The organism is Natrinema sp. 1APR25-10V2 (assembly GCF_031626495.1).
Classification (GTDB): domain Archaea; phylum Halobacteriota; class Halobacteria; order Halobacteriales; family Natrialbaceae; genus Natrinema.
Window position 1 is genome coordinate 686,995 of record NZ_JAMQOJ010000002.1, and the last position, 20,054, is coordinate 707,048.

Genomic DNA, 20,054 nt, shown 5'->3' on the forward strand with positions numbered 1-20,054 from the left:
GATCGCGCTGGCCCGGCAATCGGCACTTACCGCCGCGGGTGTTCCGGCCTCCCGGGCCACTATTCGACACTTAGCGCCCACAGCACGAGCATACAGCCGGCCAGCAGTCGCATAACAAAGCACGGGCGAACGGACAACGCGCCCATGGCAGGTTCGACCGACGGTGAAGATCTTCGTCTGCTCGTCGTGGGGCTCGACGCCGGCTGTCGGCCGATACTCGAGCCGTTGTTCGAGTCGGGCGACCTTCCTACCCTCGAGCGGCTGTTCGAAACGGGGACGGCGGGACCGCTCGAGTCGCAGATTCCGCCGTGGACCGCGAGCGCCTGGCCGTCGCTGTACACCGGGAAGAACCCGGGCAAACACGGCGTCTACGATTTCCTCTCGTTCGACGGCTACGACTGGGACGTCGTCAACGCGTCTCACGTACGAGCGCGACCGATCTGGGAGCTGTTAGACGAATACGGATTCTCGAGCGTCGTCGTCAACGTTCCCGTCACTCACCCGGCGCGGGCGTTCGACGGTGCGCTGATCCCGGGGCTGACGGCCCCGGAGGACCCCGACTGTCATCCTGAAGGGATCTTAGAGGACGTGAAGATGGCCTGTGGCGGCGACTACTGGCTCTACCCCCAGCGCAGCCCGGAGCCGGACCGGTCGATCGAGGGGTACGAACGGACCGTCGAGCTCCGGGGGAAGGCGTTCCGATATCTCTCCCGCCGCTTCGATCCCGATTTCGGCTTTCTGCAGTTCCAACAGACCGACTCGGTGTTCCACGAGCGACCCGGCGACAAGCGAGCCATCGAAGCGGTCTACCGTGAGGTCGACCGACAGGTCCGCGAGACGATCGAGCGGACCGACCCCGAGAACGTCCTCGTCGTCAGCGACCACGGCATGGGTAAGGTGACCGGCACCGAGTTCCGGGTCAACGAATTCCTCCGGGACGAGGGCTACGTCAGTGCCCAAAGCGGCGGCGAAGGGATGCCCACCTGGTCGAAAGCCTGGGAGAACGATTTGCTCGAGGGGGACGAGGCCGGCGAGCGCGAGCCGAGCGCGCTGGAGCGCACGATGAACCTCGCGGCGAACGTCGGGATCACGACCCAACGCGTCGCGAACGCACTCGATCGCGTCGGACTCAAAGAGCCGATCGGGCGGCGAGTTCCGAACGACATGATCCGGGCCGCGAGCGAACAGGTCGACTTCCCGGAGTCACGGGCGTACGTTCGCTCGAAGAGCGAACTCGGCGTCCGTATCAACCTCGAGGGGCGCGAGCCCAGCGGACGAGTTCCAGAATCGGCGTACGAGACCGTCCGCGACGAACTCGTCGAGACGCTGTCGGGCGTTCGGACGCCCGACGGCGAGCCGATGTTCGACGCCGTCGAGCCGCGGGAGACGTACTTCGAGGGGCCACATATCGATCTGGCGCCCGACGTGGTGACGGTTCCCGCGGGGTTCGATAACGCGATCTCCGCCGATCTCGGGATGGGGCGGTTCGGCGAGCCGATGGAGCCGTGGAATCACAAGCGGACCGGCGTCGTCGCGGCCGCCGGCGCTGCGTTCGACGAGTCCGCTCCGCTCGATGGCGCGACGATCTTCGACATCGCGCCGACGATCTGCTCGCTGTTCGACGTGCCGATCGACGCCGCGATGGATGGCGACCCGCTCCCGGTAGTCGACGGGGGCGCGGAAGAAACGTATCCGGCCTACGAGCCGGCCCCGATCACGGCGACCGACGACAGCGCCGTCGAAGATCGGCTCTCGGACCTCGGCTACCTATGAGCATCGAAATACGCACCCTCGATCCGCGAACGGACGCCGACGAGTGGAACCGCTACGTCGAACGATCGGACGGCTCGAACCCGTTCTTCCGGGCCGAAGCGCTCCGATTACAGGCCGAGGACACGGACACGACGCCACACCTGCTCGCCGGGTTCAAAGGACAGGAACCCGTCGGCATCTTCCCCGTCTTCAGGTACGCGAAGGGTCCCATCACCGGCGCGTTCTCCCCGGCCCCCTACTCGTGGGCGAGTTACCTCGGCCCGTCGCTACTGAACATCGACAAGCTCAAACAGCGCAAAGCCGACCGCCGGATCAAGCGATTTCTCGAGGGATCTCTCGAGTGGATCGACGAGGAGATCTCACCGCTGTACAGCAAGTTCGTCACGGCGGAGTTCGACGACGTTCGTCCGTTCGTCTGGAACGGGTACGACGTCAAACCGGGCCATACCTACGTCGTCGACCTCGACGGTACCGAGGAGGAGCTGTTGAAGCGGTTCAGCAGCGACGCGCGAAGCAACGTCCGCAACGCCGACGAGGACAGTTACGTCATCGAGGAGGGGACGAACGACGACGTCGAGCGCATCGTCGAGCAGGTCCGCCAGCGGTACGAAAATCAGGGGCAGTCGTTCCAGCTGAACTCCGATTTCGCCCGATCGCTACACGAAGAGCTTCCCGACGGCGCACTTCGACCCTACGTCTGTCGCGTCGACGGTGACTTCCTCGGCGGCATTCTGGTCATCGAATCCGACCGAACGCGGTACCGGTGGCAGGGCGGCGTCAAACCCGACGCGGACGTCGACATCGCGATCAACGATCTGCTCGACTGGCACGTCATGCGCGACGGCCTCCGCGACGGGATCGAAGAGTACGACCTCGTCGGGGCCGGCGTCCCGAGCATCAACCGGTACAAGGCGAAGTTCAATCCGCGCCTCGAGACCCACTACGAGATCACGTCGGGCGCGTTCGGAATCGACCTGCTGGTCGACCAGTACCAGAAACACCGCTAACGCGTCTCCGCGGCGTTCTGCGAGAAGGGAGTCCCTATTCTGCGAGCCGATACTTCGACTGCCGGGCGTCCTCGAGGCAGGCGCGACTGGTAACCAGGCCGGCGTCCTCGAGTTTGCCCAGCGCGTAGCGGGCGGTCCGCGGACAGAGCCGCGACTCGGCGACGACGGTCTCCTGGGTCAGCGGCTGCTCGTACTCGAGGACCTTGTAGACGAGCTTCGCGCTCGGCGGGAGGTCGGCGAGGGCGGTTTCGGTGGATCCGCTGTCCTCGTCGGCCCTGGCGTCAGTGTCGGCGTTGCCGTCGACCTCGGGATCCGTCTCGGTCGCACTCATAGCTCTCGACCTCGCGTGGCTGCCGGCGACTGCGATCGGAACGCGAACGGTGCGGACATCATTCTCGCTCGAGCCTACCGCGGTGACGCACATATACGGCACCGACAGTTCAGAAATGCAGGCGGAAACTAACGACGACGGTGTCGCGACCGAGCCAGTGAGAGCAGAGACGGCGGGCGACCGCCGACCGGCGCTCGAGGGAGTCGCGCTGGACGTACCGCCGGAACCGGGAGGCGGTCGGCTCGCGCGGCCAGTAACCCGTGCATAGTAAGGCGATCGCCCGCCTCATCCCACACTATGTTCGGAACCAGCGGTATTCGCGGACGGGTCGGACGCGACGTGACGGCCCAGCTGGCGCTGTCCGTCGGCCGCGCGGTCGCCTCGGAGGGGTACGATCGCGTCGTCGTCGGCCGCGACGTTCGAGAGAGCGGCTCGATGCTCGTCGACGCGGTCGTCGCGGGACTGTGCGAGTGTGGCGCAGACGCGCTCACCGTCGGCGTCGAGGCGACGCCCACGATCGCCCGGGCGATCGAGCACCTCGAGGCCGACGCGGGAATCGTGGTGACGGCCTCGCACAACCCCGCGGAGGACAACGGGATCAAACTCTGGAACCCGTCGGGCAAGGCGTTCGGCCCCGACCAGCGGGACGCGATCGAGCGTCGGCTCCGCGGAGGCGAGTACGATCTGGCCGACTGGGACGGTGTCGGCGACCGCCGCCACCGCGAGGGGGTCCGGGACCACCACGCCGAGATGCTTCGGGCAGCGGTCGATCTCGAGCGAGAACTGAGCGTCGTCGTGGATATCGGCAACGGAGCCGGCGGCGTGACGGCGTCGGTCCTCGACGACCTCGGCTGTCGGGTCCGCACGCTCAACGGGCAGGAAGACGGCGCGTTCCCCGGGCGGCCGAGCGAGCCGACCGCGGAAACGCTCGAGACCCTGTCGACGCTCGTCGCGTCGACGGACGCCGACCTAGGGATCGCTCACGACGGCGACGCCGACCGCATGCTGGCGGTCGACGAGACGGGAACCTTCGTGCCGAAGGATGCGCTGCTCGCGCTGTTCGCCCGAGAGGCGGCAGGAGAGGGCGAACGAGTCGCCGCGCCGGTCGATACCAGCCTCGCCGTCGACGACGCGCTGGCGGGCGTCGGCGCGTCGCTGACCCGCACGCAGGTCGGGGACGTCTACGTCGCGGAGCGAACGACGGACGACGACGTGGTCTTCGGCGGCGAACCCAGCGGGGCCTGGATCTGGCCCGAAGAGACGCGCTGCCCGGACGGCCCGCTCGCGGCGTGCAAACTGACCGAACTGGTCGCCGAACGGGGATCGCTCTCGGCGCTCGTCGACGAGATCGAGGGGTATCCGATCCGGCGCACGTCGCTCGAGGTCGAGGAAAAGACGGCGGTGATGGCCGAAGCGAGTGATCGGGTGGCGGACCGTTACGACGAGATCGACACGCTCGACGGTGTGCGAGTCGAAACCGAAGATGGCTGGTTTCTGCTCCGGGCGAGCGGTACACAGTCGTTAATTCGGGTGACGGCAGAGGCGCGATCGGCGACGGACGCCGACGCGCTGTTCGAGGAGGCACAGGCCGTGATCACGGAAATCTCCACCCCGAACGCCTGAACGGTTCGGGGGCGGGTGCAGGGACGAGCCAGTTCGTGAGAACGGCAGTGTGAGCGGATCGCGAGATCGACGGTGAATCGGCGTCGCTATCGTTCTTCTTTAGGGATGAAATCGGAGGTCTTCATCTCGCGGTACGTGGCGCAGTCGGGACAGGCGTGAACGACGTCGCGATTGTCACCGAAAACGCGGGCGAACTGGCGGGTCACTTGGTTGCCACAGTTGACACATCGGGGGGCACTCGTCTGTTGGCGGGACGACATTGGCGTCCACTTCGCGGATGGGTCCGTCGACATCAACAGCCCGTAACCACAGAAGGGTATTTACTATAGACCGCATAATCGCCACCGCGAGCGGTAGTCGCGAGTTTCGACGGCGAATATCACTGGCAGATGACAATCCCCATATCGAGAGTTTCAACGCCTCGTTCGTGAGAAATACGATATTTAGGCCGGGTAATATGGTATTTCGGGGCAGGATTATGGAGTGAATAGTCGCGCTCGTAACAGGACGGCGAGCGGCCCCTCGAACGGGTCGGTCCTCGTCGATCGTGTCGAAAGTCGTGCGTGATCGTCGCCGACTGACGGAGCAGCAGGCTACGGCCGGCGATGCTCGAGACGGTCGCCGCGAGTCAGAGCGACGTAACAGCTGTATAATTATCCGCCTGATCGAGGTACGTGGCGGTGATGAAAGCGATCGTTCTCACGGCAGGCGAGGGCACGCGGATCAGACCGCTCTCCGCGGCCCGCCCGAAACCGATGCTTCCCGTCGCCGACCGGCCGCTCGCGGCCCACACGGTCGACGCGGCCGTCGACGCCGGAGCCGACGAAATCGTCCTCGTCGTCGGGTACGAGGCCGAAACCGTCGAGGAGTACTTCGACGACGAGTATCGCGGCGTGCCCGTTTCCTACGCTATCCAGACCGAACAGGCCGGGACGGCCGACGCCGTCAACGCTGCCCGCGATCATATCGACGGTCCCTTCGCCGTCCTGAACGGCGACAACCTCTACGATCCCGCCGCGATCGACCGCCTGTTCACCGAGTGCCCGGCGGTCTGTGCCGTCGAGGTCGCCGATCCGAGGAACTACGGCGTCCTGAGTACGACCGACGGAACCGTGACCGATATCGTCGAGAAGCCCGCCGACCCGCCGACGAACCTCGCCAACGCCGGCGCGTACGCCTTCCCCGAAGACGCCCGCAAGTGGCTCGAGGTGCCAGCGAGCGAACGGGGCGAACACGAGATAACGGACGTTCTCGCGCGCGTTATCGACCAGTACGCGGTGACGCCGGTGACCCTCGAGCGGTGGCTGGACGTGGGCCGGCCCTGGGAGCTGCTCGAGGCCAACGAGTGGAAACTCGCCGACCTCGAGCGCCGGATCGATGGCGAGGTCAGCGATGCGGCCCACCTCGAGGGCGACGTGGTCGTCGAGGACGGTGCGACGGTGGAGCCGGGCGTCGTGATCGAGGGGCCGACCCTGATTCGTGAGGGGGCCGAAGTCGGGCCGAACGCCTACGTGCGCGGCGCGACGCTGATCGGCCCGGACGCCGAAGTCGGGCATTCGGTCGAGATCAAAAACAGCGTTCTCTCGCGGAGCGCCTCGTTGAGCCACCTCTCGTACGTCGGCGACAGCGTGCTCGGGCGAAACGTCAATTTCGGTGCGGGGACGAACGTCGCGAATCTACGTCACGACGACGCCGACATCCGGTTTACGGTCAAGGGCGAGCGCGTCTCGACGGGTCGGCGGAAGTTCGGCGTCGTCGCCGGAGATCGGGTCAAGACCGGGATCAACTCGAGTCTGAGCCCCGGCCTGAAACTCGGTCCCGGCGCGACGACGAAGCCGGGCGAAACGGTCGAGCGAGATCGGTAAGTTCCCGGCTCCTCTCCGGTAATCGAGCCGGTCGATCGCACCGCCCGTAGCTATCAGGTGTGGCTTTTATACTACGACGAACCCCTAGTCGAACTGGAGGGTATCGGTCGATACCCACGAGTCCGGTCGCGTCGACACCGGGAGCTCGATCGCCACAGTAACCCTCCGCGTTCGATTCCGACATCGTTCGAGTACGGGTCGTTCTCTAAGGACGCCGTGCGGACCTGAGACTACGGGGGTGGTCTCGCGTCCTGCGGCCTCGAGACCCCTACTCGAGTCCGATCGGTATCTGACGCTGCACTCGTCGAGAGAGATTTCTCATCGGGAACGGAAACAGACGAAACCGAGACGACCCGGTCTACTCGACCGTGACGCTCTTCGCGAGGTTCCGCGGTTTGTCGATGGGGCGACCGAGGAGGTCAGCGGCGTAATACGACACCAGCTGGAGCTGGACGTTCGCGAGCAGCCCCGCGAGATCGGGGTCGGTCTCGGGGATCTCGAGGTGTTCGTCGGCGGCTTCGACGGCCGGATGGCCGTCGGGACAGACCGCGATGACCGGCGCGCCGCGGGTCTGGGCCTCCTCGGCGTTCTTGAGCGTCTTTTCGTCTTCGTCGCCGGTGAAGACCGCGAACACCGGCGTATCCGGCGTGACGAGCGCCAGGGGCCCGTGTTTGAGTTCGCCGGAGGCGAAGCCCTCGGCGTGTTCGTAGGTGATCTCCTTGAACTTCAGCGCGCCCTCGAGGGCCACGGGGAAGCCGAGTCCGCGGCCGATGAAGAAGTACGATCGACTGTCCTCGTAGCGCTCGGCGATCGCCTCCGCGTCGGACTCGGCGAGCAGGTCCTCGATCGCATCGGGCATCGACGCGAGTTCGGGGAGCAGCGAGTCGAGATCGGCCGGCGGTTCGCCCTGCTGGTCGGCGGCGATACGCTGGCCGAGCAGCGTGAGCATGACGACCTGCGAGGAGAACGTCTTCGTCGCGGCGACGCCGATCTCCGGGCCGGCCCGGATGAAGAGGGCGTCGTCGGCCTCGCGGGCGGCGGTCGAGCCGACGACGTTGGTCACCGTCAGCGTCCGGGCGCCGGCGGCGGTAGCCTGCCGGAGGGCACTCAGGGTATCCGCGGTCTCGCCGCTCTGCGTGACCGCGATCACCAGGGTGTCGTCGTCGATCGGCGGGGCCGAGACGCTGTACTCGTTGGCCAGCAACGCGGTCGACTGGATGCCGGCCTGATTGAGCGTCAGCGAGCCGTACAGCGCGGCGTGGTAGGAGGTCCCGCAAGCGACGAACTGGACCGACTCGATCCCCTCGAACGTTCCCGGCTCGAAGTCGGAGAGGGCGATCCGGCCGTTCGTCGGATCGATCCGGCCCTCGATCGCCTGGGCCAGCGACGTCGGCTGCTCGTTGATCTCCTTGAGCATGAAGTGGTCGTACTCGCCCTTGCCGGCCTGTTCGGGGTCCCAATCGACCGTCTCGGGCGTGCGGGTGACCGGATTCCCGTCGAGATCGGTGAACTCGACGCCGTCCTCGTCGACGACGACGACGTCGCCGTCCTCGAGGTAGACCACGCTATCGGTGTACTCGAGGAACGCCGGCACGTCGCTGGCGAGGAAGTACTCGCCGTCTTCCATGCCGACGACGAGCGGCGAGCCCTGGCGGGCCGCGTAGAGGACGTGTTCGCCCGACACCATGGCGGTGACGGCGTAGCTGCCCTCGAGTTCGTCGATCGCCTGGCGGAACGCCGTCTCGCTGTCGTAGCCGGCGTCGAGGTAGTACTGCACGAGGTGGGGGATGACCTCGGTGTCGGTGTCGCTCGTGAACTCGTAGCCGCTCGCCGCAAGACGCTCCCTGAGCGCGGTGTAGTTTTCGATGATCCCGTTGTGGACGACTGCGACGTCTTCGCTCTCGTCCGTATGCGGGTGGGCGTTCGCGTCGGTCGGCGGTCCGTGCGTGCTCCAGCGAGTGTGCCCGATACCGACTTCGCCCGTGAGCGGTTCGCCGATCGATTCCTTCAGCTCCTCGACTTTCCCGGAGCGCTTCTGGACGTCGATGCCGGAGCCGTTCTGGACGGCGACGCCGGCCGAATCGTAGCCGCGGTACTCGAGGTTCTCGAGCCCGGTCAGCAACGGCTCGAGAGCGTTCCCGTCACCCACGCGGCCAATGATGCCACACATCGAAGAATCACCGCCCGAGGGGACGCTCGGGATGTTCGTCTCGGCCCTCCGCGGCGTCCGGTCCCGCAGCGACCGTAGCGTCGACTCGACTCTGTCCCAGAAGCGATGAGAGTACTGGCGTGATGGACTGGTGGTTCGTGGCGATTGTTCGAGACGGCAGACGGTACGCAACCATGAGGGAAATTCAAACCTCCCGAACCCATTACTATAGACGGACTACTGAGCACTGTAGCCACCGTGTACCCGGGTGCCGGCCGGCGGCTATCGCGAACACCGGTTCCCAGAACGGACGGATCGAACGATTGTCACCGAAACACGAACAGTCGATTGTCCCCGCGCTCGAGGCCCCTTCGTGGGAACTATCGTATCCATAGCAAAAGTACGCCGAACGAACAGAAACTCCGCGCTCGCGTACGGACCGACGAACGTTCGGTAGCAACGGCCCAATCGACGGTAAGCAGCGGAAACAGCAGCGTGACGTACAGGGTGTCTGACTCGTCCGGCAATTACCGTTCGACCCCCAGTCGGACTCGCCGATAGGTATCCCGGCCCGGATGCGAAGGCGAGAGATCGCTCCCGACGAACCGAATCGTCACACCTTTTGCGGTGGGTACGGACGCAAGCGTATGGGTTTTGGTAGCTACGACGAGTCCGAACAACAAGAGCAGACCACCGACGACGAGGACGTAGAGGCCGTCAACGTCCACGAGCACGAGCACCACGGCGAGATGTCGTTCGAGTCCGACGTTTCGACGGACGAGCTGGTCTCCCAGCTCGGCTCGATGAAAGACGAACCCGACGAGTCCGACGAATAACCCGTCCGACGGGTGTCGACGCGAGTCCGCTCCACTCGGTCGACGCCGCGCTGACCGACCGCGACTGGGTCGGGCGGTCGCCAACGCTGCTCTGATTTTCAAACGCCGCACTACGCACGCGAGCAGAACCATCGACTCGAGCGAGGGAGACCACCCGTTCGAACGGCGATCAGGAGAGCGTCGATCCGCAGAGTTCGCCGATCGCCCGCCGCAGGCGCTGGGAGACGGCCGATTTCGAGACGTCGAGTCGGTCCGCGAGTTCGTCCTGTGAGATGCCACGCGGCACGTCGAAGTATCCCTCTTCGTGGGCGACGGTGAGGAGTTCCTGCTGTTTCTCGGTGAGGGCGACGACGCCGTCGTCCTCGTCGTCGGAGACGCGGAGGTGGTCGACCGTCACCGAGATGTCTCGGTTGCGGCAGTAGTCGTTGAACGCGACGAGGCGGTCGCGGTCGGGGAACCGAAGCTGGATCAGCCAGCCGTCACGGGAACTCGAGAGTTCGAGGAGTCGGCCGCCGACGTCGGCGGTCGCGGCGGTGAACGTGACCGTGCGGTCGGCGAGCGCGACGCGATAGACACGCCGATCGGGATAGCGGTCGACGAGGACCGGATCGGTAACGGTCGGGTCCGTCCCGAGGGCGGTCTCGAACTCGTCGAACGAGGTTCCGTAGACGGTGAGGAACACGAGCGTCCGATCGGCGTCGACGGCGGTCCAATAGTCGGGTTCGACGGTCACGTCGGCGGTGCGCTTGAGGGTCGGGCGCAAGAACAGATCCGGGTGATCGAGACGGAGCTGGGCGACGATTCCGCCATCGGCCACCGACCGGATCCCCGCACGGTCACCGTCTGTGTCGGTGACGGCATCGGGCATCTCCTCGGCGTCGGCGATGTCGATGCTCATCGGACCACCTGCGATCCGGTCGATCGACCGCTGTAATATCCAATTACCTCGGACGCACTCATTGAATGACTCATTAGGAGCCGAGGATATGACCGTGCACGCTAGATACGGAACGTGAGTCGGTGCTGACACCAATATGTATTCATCTATCCGGTTTCCGGTCAGTACGGGGCGCTCGGAAACAGTCACTTACCGCCGACGAAATACGCTCGTAACCGTGTAATTACCGAGTAAAAGTGTACTACCGGCAGAGAACGTCTCCTCCCATACGCGCAGACTCACTCGTCTACAGCGTCCTCGAATAGCAGCGCGAACAGTTTGCGCTGGGCCAGCCGGAGGTGACGGCTGAACGTCGGCTGTGAAACCCCGAGCGATTCGGCGACCTCCTCGCCGGTGTGCTCGCGGGGCCACTCGAAGAACCCGCCGTAGTAGGCCGCCTCGAGCGTCCGCCGCTGACGCTCCGAAAGGTGTTCGCCGAGTCGGTCGAACGGGCGGGTCGCACTCGGCGATCGGTCCCGCTCCCGACGCGCGAGCAGTTCGGCTCCCGCGTATGTCCGCTCGAGCGCCCGGACGAACGGCCGAACGGCGATCGGCTCTCCGAGCTCGATCGTGAGACGGGTCCGATCGTCGACCGGCCGAATCGATCGGAGGACGCCGCCGCGGTTGGCGATCACCTGGGCGACGGTCGGCTCGGTAAGCGCGATCTCGAGGACGGTGTCGTCGGCTGCGCCGTCGACGATCGAAACCGATTCGACCGCCGACAGCGACGCGACCGTCTCGCGGGTCGCGTCCGGATCGGCCGCCGAAACGGCGCAGAACACCGTCGAACCGCCGGCCGACCGCGGAATCGCGGCTTGCACGTCGATCCGTCGGTCGAGTCGGCGGGCGATCGCCGACAGCGGCTCCGCGTCGTCCCGAAGCACGACCTCGAGTTCGGTGATCCGGTCGGCGAGCAGCGCCCGGGACGTCTCGACCGCGGCGATCGCCTCGCCGGCGATTCCCGCGAGGTGAGCGCAGGCTCGTCGCGTGCGGTCGTCGAACGCCGACGGTCGATCGGCGTACACGGTGAGCGTTCCGTACCGGACCGCCCCAGCAGCGATCGGAACGCTCAGCGCGGACCGGAAGCCGCGCTCGAGGAGGGGATGTCGCCACGGCTCCCCGCCCGCGTCGGTCGACTGGGTGGGTGCGTCGGGCTGGCGGGTGGTGTCTGTCGCGAGGTCGTCGAGTACCGACGGCGTCTGGGTCGTTGCCGCAATCGCCGTCGGGTCGCCGCGGTCCTGACCCAACGGAACCGACGTCGAATCGAGGAAATCACCGTCCCGACCGGCCCAGGTCGCCGGGACGACCGTTTCGCGACCGTCGTTCGTGCGGCCGACCCAGGCGAGTTCGATCTCGGCGGCCGATTCGAGCGGCGCCAGCGAGAGGACCACCTCACAGAGCAGTCGTTCGATTTCCTCGCGCGTCTCGGCATCCAGCATCGATCGTTCGGCGTCCCACAGCCGCTCGGTCCGGGCCGCGACGGTCTCGAGCCGGGACCGATCGCGCCGACACGTTCGCAGGTCAGCGGCTGACTCGAGCCCAGCGAGCGCGACGGCCGCGGTGTCCGCGAGGATCTCGAGCGGGCCGAAATCGAGCCCGTCGAACGCCAGCGGCTCCGTGCTGGTCGCGAGGACGAGGCTGTCCGACGCGATCGGAACGGCCAGAAATCGCTCGGCGCGGAGGCCGTCCTGGCCGAACAATCCCCGGAGCGAACCCCGGTCGTAGGCCGTCGCGTCCCCGTCCTCGAGCGCGCCGGCCAGCGGCGTTCCGTCGGGATCGATCGGCGGCAGATCGATCGACCCGCCGGTACCGCCGGAGACGCGCTCGGCCGCAGCGACCGACGCCGATCGAAAGCCGGTGTCGTCGGCGAGGTACCAGGCGGCGACGTCGGCGTCCGCGTACTCCCGAACGGCGTCGACGACTGCCGACCGGACGGTCGACGGCGCCTCGGCCTCGCGGAGGGTAGCGGCGGTTCGGTACACCGTCTCGAGCGCGGCGGCCGCGGAGCCGCGCCGATCGCGGACCACACAGAGCGTTCGGTCGGGATCGGACAGCGGCGCTACGAACACGTCGACCGGGGGGGACGCGTCGGTCGCGAGGCCGCCCGTGACGGGGTCCATCCACCTGACGACCGGCGAGCGCGCCCGTTCTCGGATCGCCGCCGCGAGATCGGCGTCGAACAGCGCCGCGAGGTCGCGGCCGACGAGGTCGTCCGTTCCGGCAAGCTCCCGCAGGGCCGGGTTGACCAGCTGCACCGTCGATCCGTCGAGGACGGCGACGCCGTCGTCCAGCGCGTCGACGACTGACTCGAGGAGGGCGAGCCGATCCCGGTCGGTCGTGGCTTCGGCGTCCGGCGATCGATCGCTGGCGTGGATCGAGACGCCGTCGTCACCGGGATAGACGGCGACGGTGAGGTGGTGCTCGAACGAGGGCGGGGTCGTGTCGAACGTAACGACCGAGTCCGTCGCCCGGGCCTCGCGAACCCGATCGGCGAGCGTGCCGGCGAAGTCGTCGGGCAGCAGCTCCCAGACGACCGTTCCCGTCGGGATTTCGCGGTCCGGCCCGCGGTCGGTACGGTCGTCTGCACTCCGGCCGGCGGGCGCGAACAACTGCATCGCTGCCCCGTTCGCGTACTGCAGTTCGTCCCGGGGACCCATCGCGAAGAAGGCATCCTCGAGCCGGTCGATGGCCGCCCATTCGTCACCGCGGCTCGATTCGGCTGCGGGCGTCCCCGCGTACGTGACGACGATTCCCTCGACGGCCGGATCCGCGAGCCGGTTCGTACAGGTCAACGCCGCGACCTGCCACGTTCCGTCGGCGTGACCGAGCCGGCAGGTAACGCGCTCGGTCGTCCCGACGGGGGCCGCCGAGACGGACGCGAGCGTCTCGCCCACCGCCTCCCAGTCGTCCGAACGAACGATTCTGGCGAGCGACGCCCGCTCGAGTTCGGCCGGCGTGTACCCCAACCGCTGCTCGACCGCGGGCGTCGCGTATTCGACCTCACCGTCGAGGTCGACGACCCAGACGACGGCGTCGGCGTGCTCGAGGATCGATCGGGGGCGTCGATCCGCGCCCGCCGATGCGAGGCGATACCGCTCGCGCTCGGCGGCGGTTTTGATACGTGCGGCGAACACCGTTTCGGACGCGTCGGAATCGACGACGTCGCTCGCGCCGGCCTCGAGCGCCCGGTCTGCGTCGTCCTCGTCGGCGACGGCGACGATCGGTCGCTCGTCGGTTCGCTCGGCGAGGCGCTCGAGGATCGATTCCGACCCCGACGAACCGTCCGCGGTCCCATACGGACAGACGAGACAGTGGACCTCGCGGTCGGCGAGCCGCTCGCTGGCGTCCGCGACGGTCCGCGCTCTGAGCAGTGAACCGCCGTCGAGCCCCGCCTCGAGGGCGGTCATCGCGTCGTCGGCCGATTCCGAGTCGCCGACGACCAGAACGCACGGCGCATCGCCGACGACCGTCGTCGCGCCGTCGCTCATCTGACGGGTACTACCGGCTGGAGAGTCCCAGCCGGCAGCGTACACAGTCCTACCGAGCGGCGCTGCTCGCTCGATGCTCCCCCCTGTCGGTCCGGTAGATCGAGCGCCCAGCGGGTCGGAGCGCGAGCGAGGAAGCCAGTCACGATAGCGGCCGACTCGCAGTCCCTCGGCATAAGTATCGATTCCGTATCAGCGTCTAGTACGGTATTACGTGTGGACGGGCCGGCTGGAGGCTGGTTACGATTGCTCCCGAACGGTGACGACCGGCACCGGGGCGTTCCGGACGATTTCCTCGGCGACACTGCCCGAAATGAGGTGATCGAGTCCCGACCGGCCGGCCGTCCCGACGACGATCATGTCGACCGCGTTCGTCTCGGCGAAGTCCACGATCTGCTCCTGTGGAACTCCGTGACGGATATCCGTCGTAACCGCGACACCGTCGCGGCCCGCCGCGTCCGCGGCCTCCTCGGCGGCTCTCGCGGCCTCGTCTTCCGGATCGTTGCGCAGTTGATCTTGTTGCCGTTCGGCCTGTGGCCCGTCTTCGGATACTGACAACACGTGCAACGTCGCGTCGAGCTGTGACGCCAGTTCGACCGCGTGGTCGGTCGCTCGGCGTGCAGCGTCGCTGCCGTCAGTCGCGAGCAGGAGATCCTGATACATCGTTCCTGTCGTTCGACCGGCAGTCGCATACATCTCGGACCTGCCCTTGCCTGCCGGCCATCGACTCCCGTCTACTCGATTCGCTCAAAAGACGACCGTCCACGTATGACCGCACTGTCGACACTCGAACTGCCGTTCCAATCCGGCGTCGATCAGCGATCGAACGACCTCTTCACCCGCCTTCTCGAGACAGTTCGGACAGCGGTGTCGGCTCACGAGTCGCACTCGTGCCCGATCGGCGATAAATGTCCGCCTTCGATAATTTGGATTAAATGTAAGTTGCCAGCGATTATGGAAGCTGGATAACCTCGAGCACGACGATCGCGAGGTACAGCTGTCCGACACCGGCGACGATCATGACTGCGCCGGCGATCCGCTTGAGGGTCCCGGAGTACGCCGCTAGCCGCCCCGCACCGGCCACGAGGCCCATCCCCGTTGCGACGGTCAGCGAGATCATGAGGACGACGAGACTGCCGACGTACGTTGCGAGAAGGACGCTCGCCGACGTCGCCGGCAGCGACAGTGCGCGGGTGACCACGCTCAGGAACACCGGCGCGACACAGCCAGCCGCCGCCAGCGCGTAGCCGACCCCGAAGATGGCGAACCCGAGCACGCTCGAGCGCCGCTTCGGAAGCGGGACTGTCAGCGAGGGCGCGCGGTCGGTGACGACCAGGAGGCCGAACACGAGGAGAACGACGCCGGCGACCACCTCGAACAGCGTGACGGACGAGAGCGCGGAGTAGCCGACCCAGAACGCCGCCCCGAGCAGCGCGGTGAAGGTCAGGAGGACGCCGAGACCGGCGATCAGCCCCCGGCTCAACGCGCCGGCGAGCGACGCCCGTTCGCCGTCGGTCTGGCTCACGTAGAAGCCGACGTACCCCGGCAGGAGCGGAAACGCACACGGCGAAAAGAAGGTCCCGATTCCGGTCGTCAGGCCGAAGACCGCAGAGCCGACGAGCGCCGCGTCGACCATCCTACTCGCCTCCGGCCGCGACGGCCTGCTCGATGCCGGCGACGAGTTCGTCCGCTGTCTTGATACCCCGCTCGCGCCACCGGAGGGTCCCCGAGGCGTCGATCGCTACGGCGACTGGATACTGGCTCCCCCAGTATCGGGACGTGAGTTTCGCGTTCGGATCGAGACCGATCGTCCAGTTGCCGCCGTGGTCGCGCCACCACGTAGCGAGTTCCGACATCTCGATCGAGCGGCCGAACGGTTCGCTGGTCACCGACAGGAAGACGACGTCGTCCGAGACCCGGGTGTGCGCTTCTGCGAGTGCGTCCATCTGCTTCTTGCAGGGCGCACACCACGTCGCGAAGAAGTCGACGAACGTGGGCTGGCCCGGCGTCGGCACCTGGACAGTGCCGGCCTCGCTACCGCGTGCGTCGGCCGTCTCGATCTCGAGCGGCTCGAACTGCTCGCCGACGAGCCCGGACGAGCCGTCGGAGTCGGATCCGTCGCCGGAGCCCCCGGTACTGAGACTCCCGCCGGTGGCCGCGAGCGCACCGGCACCGGCGACGATGCCGGCACCGCCGAGTCCGGCGAGGATCTCGCGTCGGCGCATCGTTAGCTATCGACCCCCGCGACCGTTCTCGTATCCTCGACCATCACCTGCGTGTTGACCTGGTCGGTCTGGGTGGCCGCCCTCGGATACGCTCGCTCGACGATCCCGCGATCGTTGACGAGGGAGACCTGCGAGAAGTGCGTGAACATGTACTCGCCGTGATCGTGGGTCATCGACTCGTTGTCCGACGACGAGTTAGTGGTCGACGAGTTCGCGTTCGGCATCTCCTCGCGCCGTTGGAGGGGGAGGCCGAACGTGTCGGTCATGATCGATTTGGCTTCCTCGTTGTTCTCGGGCCGGAGGAAGTGCCAGGTCTCCGCCTCGTAGTCGATCCCGATCTGCGTGGCGAACGATCGGAGGGCGTCGGCCGTGTCCCGATTCGGGTCGAACGTCATCGCGACCAGCCCCACATCGTCCTTGTAGCCCTTTTCAGCGGCGTCTTTCTGGATCCGGTTCAGGTGCTGGAGCAACGCGGGACACGCACCGTCCGGACAGGTGGTGTAGATGTGCGTCATCACGAACGGCCGCTCGTCGACGAAGTGCTCGAGCGTGATGGTCTCGTCTTTGAGCGGATCGTGAATCGAAAACGAGGGGAACTCCTCGCCGTAGGCCGGATACGAGGGATCGCCCTGCTCGTACTCCGGCGGGCCGAGAACGGTGTCCGGAGCGGCCGCGCTGTCACCCCCGCCGAGCGCGTCGCCGAGACAGCCGGCCGCACTTGAGAGCCCCGCGACGCCGAGCGAGCCGAGGTATGTCCGCCGATCCATGTATGATCCGAGGGAGCCCCCGATCAAATGCTCGTTGGTTCGATTCACGAAGCGGGCTCGCCGGCCCGAGCTGCGAACCGCCTCCGGAACCGACGGACCTGCGGCGTTCGACCCCCGAACCAACAGGCGTTTTGTCCCCCGATTCCAACCTCCCACGATGAACCGCCGGTGTTTCCTCCGTGGTACCGCCGCCGTCGGCGCCGTCGGCACCGCCGGCCTCGCCGGCTGTCTCGAGCGGCTCGGCTTCGAAGAACAGTCCGCCTGGGCGAACCCGCCGCTCGTCGAGGACCGGCCCGACGCCGTCTACCTCCCGGCTTCCCGCGAGGAGATGGGTATGTACGGGATGGCGACCGACGGTGACTACGCCGCCATGCTCACCTATACCTTCCCACACCGCTTCTGGATCGTCAGCGGCGGGAAAGAGCTGGTCGAAGTCGATGCCGACGACAGTCTCCACCTCATGTTCTCGCTCTGGGACCGCGAGACCGGCACCGTCCTGCCGGTGAACACGCGCCTCGAGATCCTCCAGGACGGCTCCCCGGTCGACATCGGCGTCTCCTCGCTGTGGCCGATGCTCTCCCAGCGGATGGGGTTTCACTACGGCGACAACGTCCGGCTACCGGACGAAGGGGAGTACACGGCCCGGATTCAGGCCGGCCCCGTCGCCCTCGAGCGAACCGGCGCGTTCGACGGGCGACTGGGGTCGCGGGCGACGCTCGAGATCGACTTCGAGTACGCGCGGTCGGACATCAACGGGCTGTCCTTCGAAACGATCGACGAGAGCAAGCGGGGCAGCCGCGACGCGCTGCCGCTGATGGACCACGGCGGGGGTGGCTCGGGGAACAGTAGCTCCGGCGGACGCCCGATGGGAACGGGGACCCCGGTGGACGATCTCCCCGGCGAACTGCTCGGGACGAAACGCAGCGGCGATGCGGTGCTTGCCACGCTCACGTCCGACGCCGCCCGATTTACCGACGGCGGCACGTATCTAGCGGTCTGTCCCCGAACGCCGTACAACGATCTCATCGTCCCGTTCACCACGCTGTCCGCGACCGTCGAACGCGACGGCTCGGTCGTCGCCGAGGGAGCGCTCGTGGAGACGATCGACGGCGAGTACGGCCACCACTACGGGCTCGCAGTGGACGAACTCGCCGCCGGCGACCGCGTGACGATCAGCGTCGACACCCCGCCGCAGGTGGCCCGCCACGACGGCTACGAGACGGCGTTTTTCGAGTTCGAGCCGGTGACCTACACGGTCTAACCCCGGAACGAATCGAGGGAGGTACACCGAGTTCCGGGCGGAAAGCGCGGCTTGGAACCGATCTTCGAGACCCCTCGAGAGCGAAGCGAGCGGTGAGCGTATCGCCGCCCGTTCGACCGCGTAAACCTGCCCGTACCGATATCGAACGGTCGGAAACAGGACCTAGCGACGCCGTACGGTTCCGATAACTAACGGGGACCGTCGACTACGTTCAGGGCATGTCCAGCACAGGTCAGTCGGATATGCGAATCGGTTGCCCGGAGTGCGAGGCGACGATCGCCGCGTCCGTCCCCCCCGGACCCGGCATCCACGCGGAGCGCGACTCGAACCCCCTCCTCGGAACGGAAACCCAGTGTCGGAACTGCGGTCACGAACTCGAGCTCTATTACTACTGAGACCGCCCCTGGAGGGGCGGCGGCCGGTTCCCGAACCGCGTTCGGTCGTCGCCCGAGCAGTGATGAACACACGCCTCGACGGAATCTCGAGTCTCGCGCTCGAGCGCGTCAGCGAGCGCCCGGCCGGCGGACGGTCCGGCGAGGCGACCGCCCTGCTGAGCGGGGACGTTCGTTCCCTCGGTCGCGGAACGGTTCGACTGACGGGGTCCCGGCGGTGGGGTCGCCCGCTCGAGGTTACCGGCCGGTCTCCCAGCCCCGCGGCGTCTCGTTCAGCCGCTCGGCCCCGTTTTCGGTCACTGCGACGAGATCCTCGATCCGGACGCCGAACTCGCCCTCGAGGTAGATCCCCGGTTCGACGCTGAAGACCATCCCGGGCTCGAGTTCGCGGTCGTTCCCGTCGACGATGTAGGGCGGCTCGTGGACCTCGAGGCCGACGCCGTGGCCGGTCCGGTGGACGAACGCGTCGCCGTAGCCGGCGCCCTCGATGACCGATCTGGCGGCACGATCGATCTCGCCGGCCGTGGCGCCTGGCTCGACGGCGTCGATCGCCGCCCGCTGTGCCTCCCTGACGGTCTCGTGGACGCGCTCGTACTCGGCGGACGGCTCGCCGACGACGATCGTCCGGGTCTGGTCGCCCGGATACCGCGCCGTTCCGGCCTCGAGGTCGGCCGCGACGAACGCGCCGAAATCGAGGACGATCGGGTCGCCGGCTTCGATCTCGCGCGAACCGGGGTGGTGGTGCGGCCGGGCTCCGTTCGGGCCGGCGGCGACGATCGTCTCGAAGGCGGGCTCTCGCCCGCCTTCCGCGGCGAGCAATCGATCGATCTCGCTCGCCAGTTCGGCCTCGGTCGTCCCCACGAGGTCCTCCCCGCGCCCGCGGATCTCGAGCGCGACGCGATCCGCGACGTCGCCGGCCCGGCGGAGGGACGCGAGTTCGACGTCGTCCTTCCGAACGCGTAGCGGCTCGAGGACGGCGCTCGCGAGCCCGAACTCGGCCCCGGGCAGCAGCGCCCGTAGATCCTGGGTGAACGTGGCCCACATCCGATCGTCGACGAGAACGGTCGGCGTTGCCGGCCCGTCGTCGGCCAGCGAATAGCCCTCGAGTACGTCTTCGACGATCTCGAGCGGGTCGTCCGCGTCGGCCCAGAGACGGCGCGTGAGAGCCGTGATCGGAAGTTCGGACAGTTGGTCGTCGTACATCGATGGCGCGACGAGCGTCGGATCGCCGCGCCGTGGGACGAACAACAACAGGTGGCGCTCGGATGGCGATTCCGCGAACCCGGTCAGATACGTCAGGTTCGGGCTCGGAAAGCAGACGGCCAGGTCGGCTTCCGCATCCGCGAGCCGACGCTGACAGGCCGCGATTCGGCGCTCGAACGGGGCGTCCATGGATGGGGTTT

The 20,054-nt window shown here is 67.1% G+C and carries 18 protein-coding genes; 7 read left to right on the forward strand and 11 right to left on the reverse strand.

Annotation, left to right across the window (positions count from 1 at the left end; translation table 11 throughout):
• Positions 1 to 144 precede the first annotated feature (144 nt).
• Both NDO75_RS09145 and NDO75_RS09150 read left to right on the forward strand, forming a co-directional pair.
• Positions 145 to 1,773 (forward strand): alkaline phosphatase family protein, encoded by a 1,629-nt coding sequence (locus tag NDO75_RS09145; RefSeq protein ID WP_310905842.1) that lies wholly within the window; start codon positions 145 to 147, stop codon positions 1,771 to 1,773.
• Positions 1,770 to 2,780, forward strand: a complete 1,011-nt coding sequence (locus NDO75_RS09150; protein WP_310905843.1) for a GNAT family N-acetyltransferase — start codon at positions 1,770 to 1,772, stop codon at positions 2,778 to 2,780. The genes NDO75_RS09145 and NDO75_RS09150 overlap by 4 nt, the downstream gene beginning before the upstream one ends.
• A gap of 34 nt (positions 2,781 to 2,814) precedes the next feature.
• Here NDO75_RS09150 and NDO75_RS09155 read toward each other — a convergent pair whose 3' ends face one another.
• Positions 2,815 to 3,111, reverse strand: a complete 297-nt coding sequence (locus NDO75_RS09155) for a helix-turn-helix domain-containing protein (RefSeq protein WP_310905844.1) — start codon at positions 3,109 to 3,111, stop codon at positions 2,815 to 2,817.
• Positions 3,112 to 3,408: 297 nt separating this feature from the next.
• On the opposite strand from NDO75_RS09155, the gene glmM reads away from it, so the two are divergent.
• The gene (gene glmM / locus NDO75_RS09160; protein ID WP_310905845.1) at positions 3,409 to 4,734 is read left to right on the forward strand and encodes a phosphoglucosamine mutase; all 1,326 of its coding nucleotides are present in this window, start codon (positions 3,409 to 3,411) and stop codon (positions 4,732 to 4,734) included.
• A gap of 86 nt (positions 4,735 to 4,820) precedes the next feature.
• Here the strand turns inward: glmM and NDO75_RS09165 are convergent, their stop codons facing one another.
• On the reverse strand, positions 4,821 to 5,027 hold the full coding sequence (locus NDO75_RS09165) for a hypothetical protein (RefSeq protein WP_310905846.1): 207 nt from the start codon (positions 5,025 to 5,027) through the stop codon (positions 4,821 to 4,823).
• 390 nt (positions 5,028 to 5,417) lie between these two features.
• Between NDO75_RS09165 and glmU the strand changes: the two genes are divergently transcribed.
• The gene (glmU, locus tag NDO75_RS09170; protein WP_310905847.1) at positions 5,418 to 6,599 is read left to right on the forward strand and encodes a bifunctional sugar-1-phosphate nucleotidylyltransferase/acetyltransferase; all 1,182 of its coding nucleotides are present in this window, start codon (positions 5,418 to 5,420) and stop codon (positions 6,597 to 6,599) included.
• Positions 6,600 to 6,957: 358 nt separating this feature from the next.
• On the opposite strand, the gene glmS is transcribed toward glmU, so the two are convergent.
• Entirely contained in the window at positions 6,958 to 8,769 is a 1,812-nt protein-coding gene (glmS, locus tag NDO75_RS09175) for a glutamine--fructose-6-phosphate transaminase (isomerizing) (RefSeq protein ID WP_310905848.1), read from the reverse strand.
• Positions 8,770 to 9,395: 626 nt separating this feature from the next.
• Between glmS and NDO75_RS09180 the strand changes: the two genes are divergently transcribed.
• Positions 9,396 to 9,584, forward strand: coding sequence for a DUF5786 family protein (locus NDO75_RS09180; protein ID WP_310905849.1), 189 nt, complete (start codon positions 9,396 to 9,398; stop codon positions 9,582 to 9,584).
• Positions 9,585 to 9,753: 169 nt separating this feature from the next.
• Here NDO75_RS09180 and NDO75_RS09185 read toward each other — a convergent pair whose 3' ends face one another.
• The 7 genes from NDO75_RS09185 to NDO75_RS09215 all read right to left on the reverse strand — a co-directional run bounded on the left by NDO75_RS09185 (position 9,754) and on the right by NDO75_RS09215 (position 16,998).
• The gene (locus NDO75_RS09185) at positions 9,754 to 10,482 is read right to left on the reverse strand and encodes a helix-turn-helix domain-containing protein (protein ID WP_310905850.1); all 729 of its coding nucleotides are present in this window, start codon (positions 10,480 to 10,482) and stop codon (positions 9,754 to 9,756) included.
• A 278-nt stretch (positions 10,483 to 10,760) separates the two neighbouring features.
• Complete coding sequence (locus NDO75_RS09190; RefSeq protein ID WP_310905851.1) at positions 10,761 to 14,009, reverse strand: bacterio-opsin activator domain-containing protein; 3,249 nt, start codon at positions 14,007 to 14,009, stop codon at positions 10,761 to 10,763.
• 237 nt (positions 14,010 to 14,246) lie between these two features.
• Positions 14,247 to 14,669, reverse strand: coding sequence for a universal stress protein (locus NDO75_RS09195; protein WP_310905852.1), 423 nt, complete (start codon positions 14,667 to 14,669; stop codon positions 14,247 to 14,249).
• An 84-nt stretch (positions 14,670 to 14,753) separates the two neighbouring features.
• On the reverse strand, positions 14,754 to 14,885 hold the full coding sequence (locus tag NDO75_RS09200; RefSeq protein WP_310905853.1) for a hypothetical protein: 132 nt from the start codon (positions 14,883 to 14,885) through the stop codon (positions 14,754 to 14,756).
• Positions 14,886 to 14,958: 73 nt separating this feature from the next.
• Positions 14,959 to 15,642, reverse strand: a complete 684-nt coding sequence (locus tag NDO75_RS09205; RefSeq protein ID WP_310905854.1) for a cytochrome c biogenesis protein CcdA — start codon at positions 15,640 to 15,642, stop codon at positions 14,959 to 14,961.
• A gap of 1 nt (position 15,643) precedes the next feature.
• Positions 15,644 to 16,231: a TlpA disulfide reductase family protein gene (locus NDO75_RS09210; protein ID WP_310905855.1), complete on the reverse strand. Its 588-nt coding sequence runs from the start codon at positions 16,229 to 16,231 to the stop codon at positions 15,644 to 15,646.
• 2 nt (positions 16,232 to 16,233) lie between these two features.
• Positions 16,234 to 16,998 carry an SCO family protein gene (locus NDO75_RS09215; protein WP_310905856.1) on the reverse strand — a complete coding sequence of 255 codons (765 nt, stop codon included), beginning with the start codon at positions 16,996 to 16,998 and terminating at the stop codon, positions 16,234 to 16,236.
• A 157-nt stretch (positions 16,999 to 17,155) separates the two neighbouring features.
• On the opposite strand from NDO75_RS09215, the gene NDO75_RS09220 reads away from it, so the two are divergent.
• Complete coding sequence (locus NDO75_RS09220; protein ID WP_310905857.1) at positions 17,156 to 18,259, forward strand: hypothetical protein; 1,104 nt, start codon at positions 17,156 to 17,158, stop codon at positions 18,257 to 18,259.
• 242 nt (positions 18,260 to 18,501) lie between these two features.
• A complete protein-coding gene (locus NDO75_RS09225) occupies positions 18,502 to 18,654 on the forward strand; it encodes a hypothetical protein (RefSeq protein WP_310905858.1) in 153 nt (50 codons plus the stop codon).
• A gap of 234 nt (positions 18,655 to 18,888) precedes the next feature.
• On the opposite strand, the gene NDO75_RS09230 is transcribed toward NDO75_RS09225, so the two are convergent.
• Entirely contained in the window at positions 18,889 to 20,043 is a 1,155-nt protein-coding gene (locus NDO75_RS09230; protein WP_310905859.1) for a Xaa-Pro peptidase family protein, read from the reverse strand.
• Positions 20,044 to 20,054: the final 11 nt, after the last annotated feature.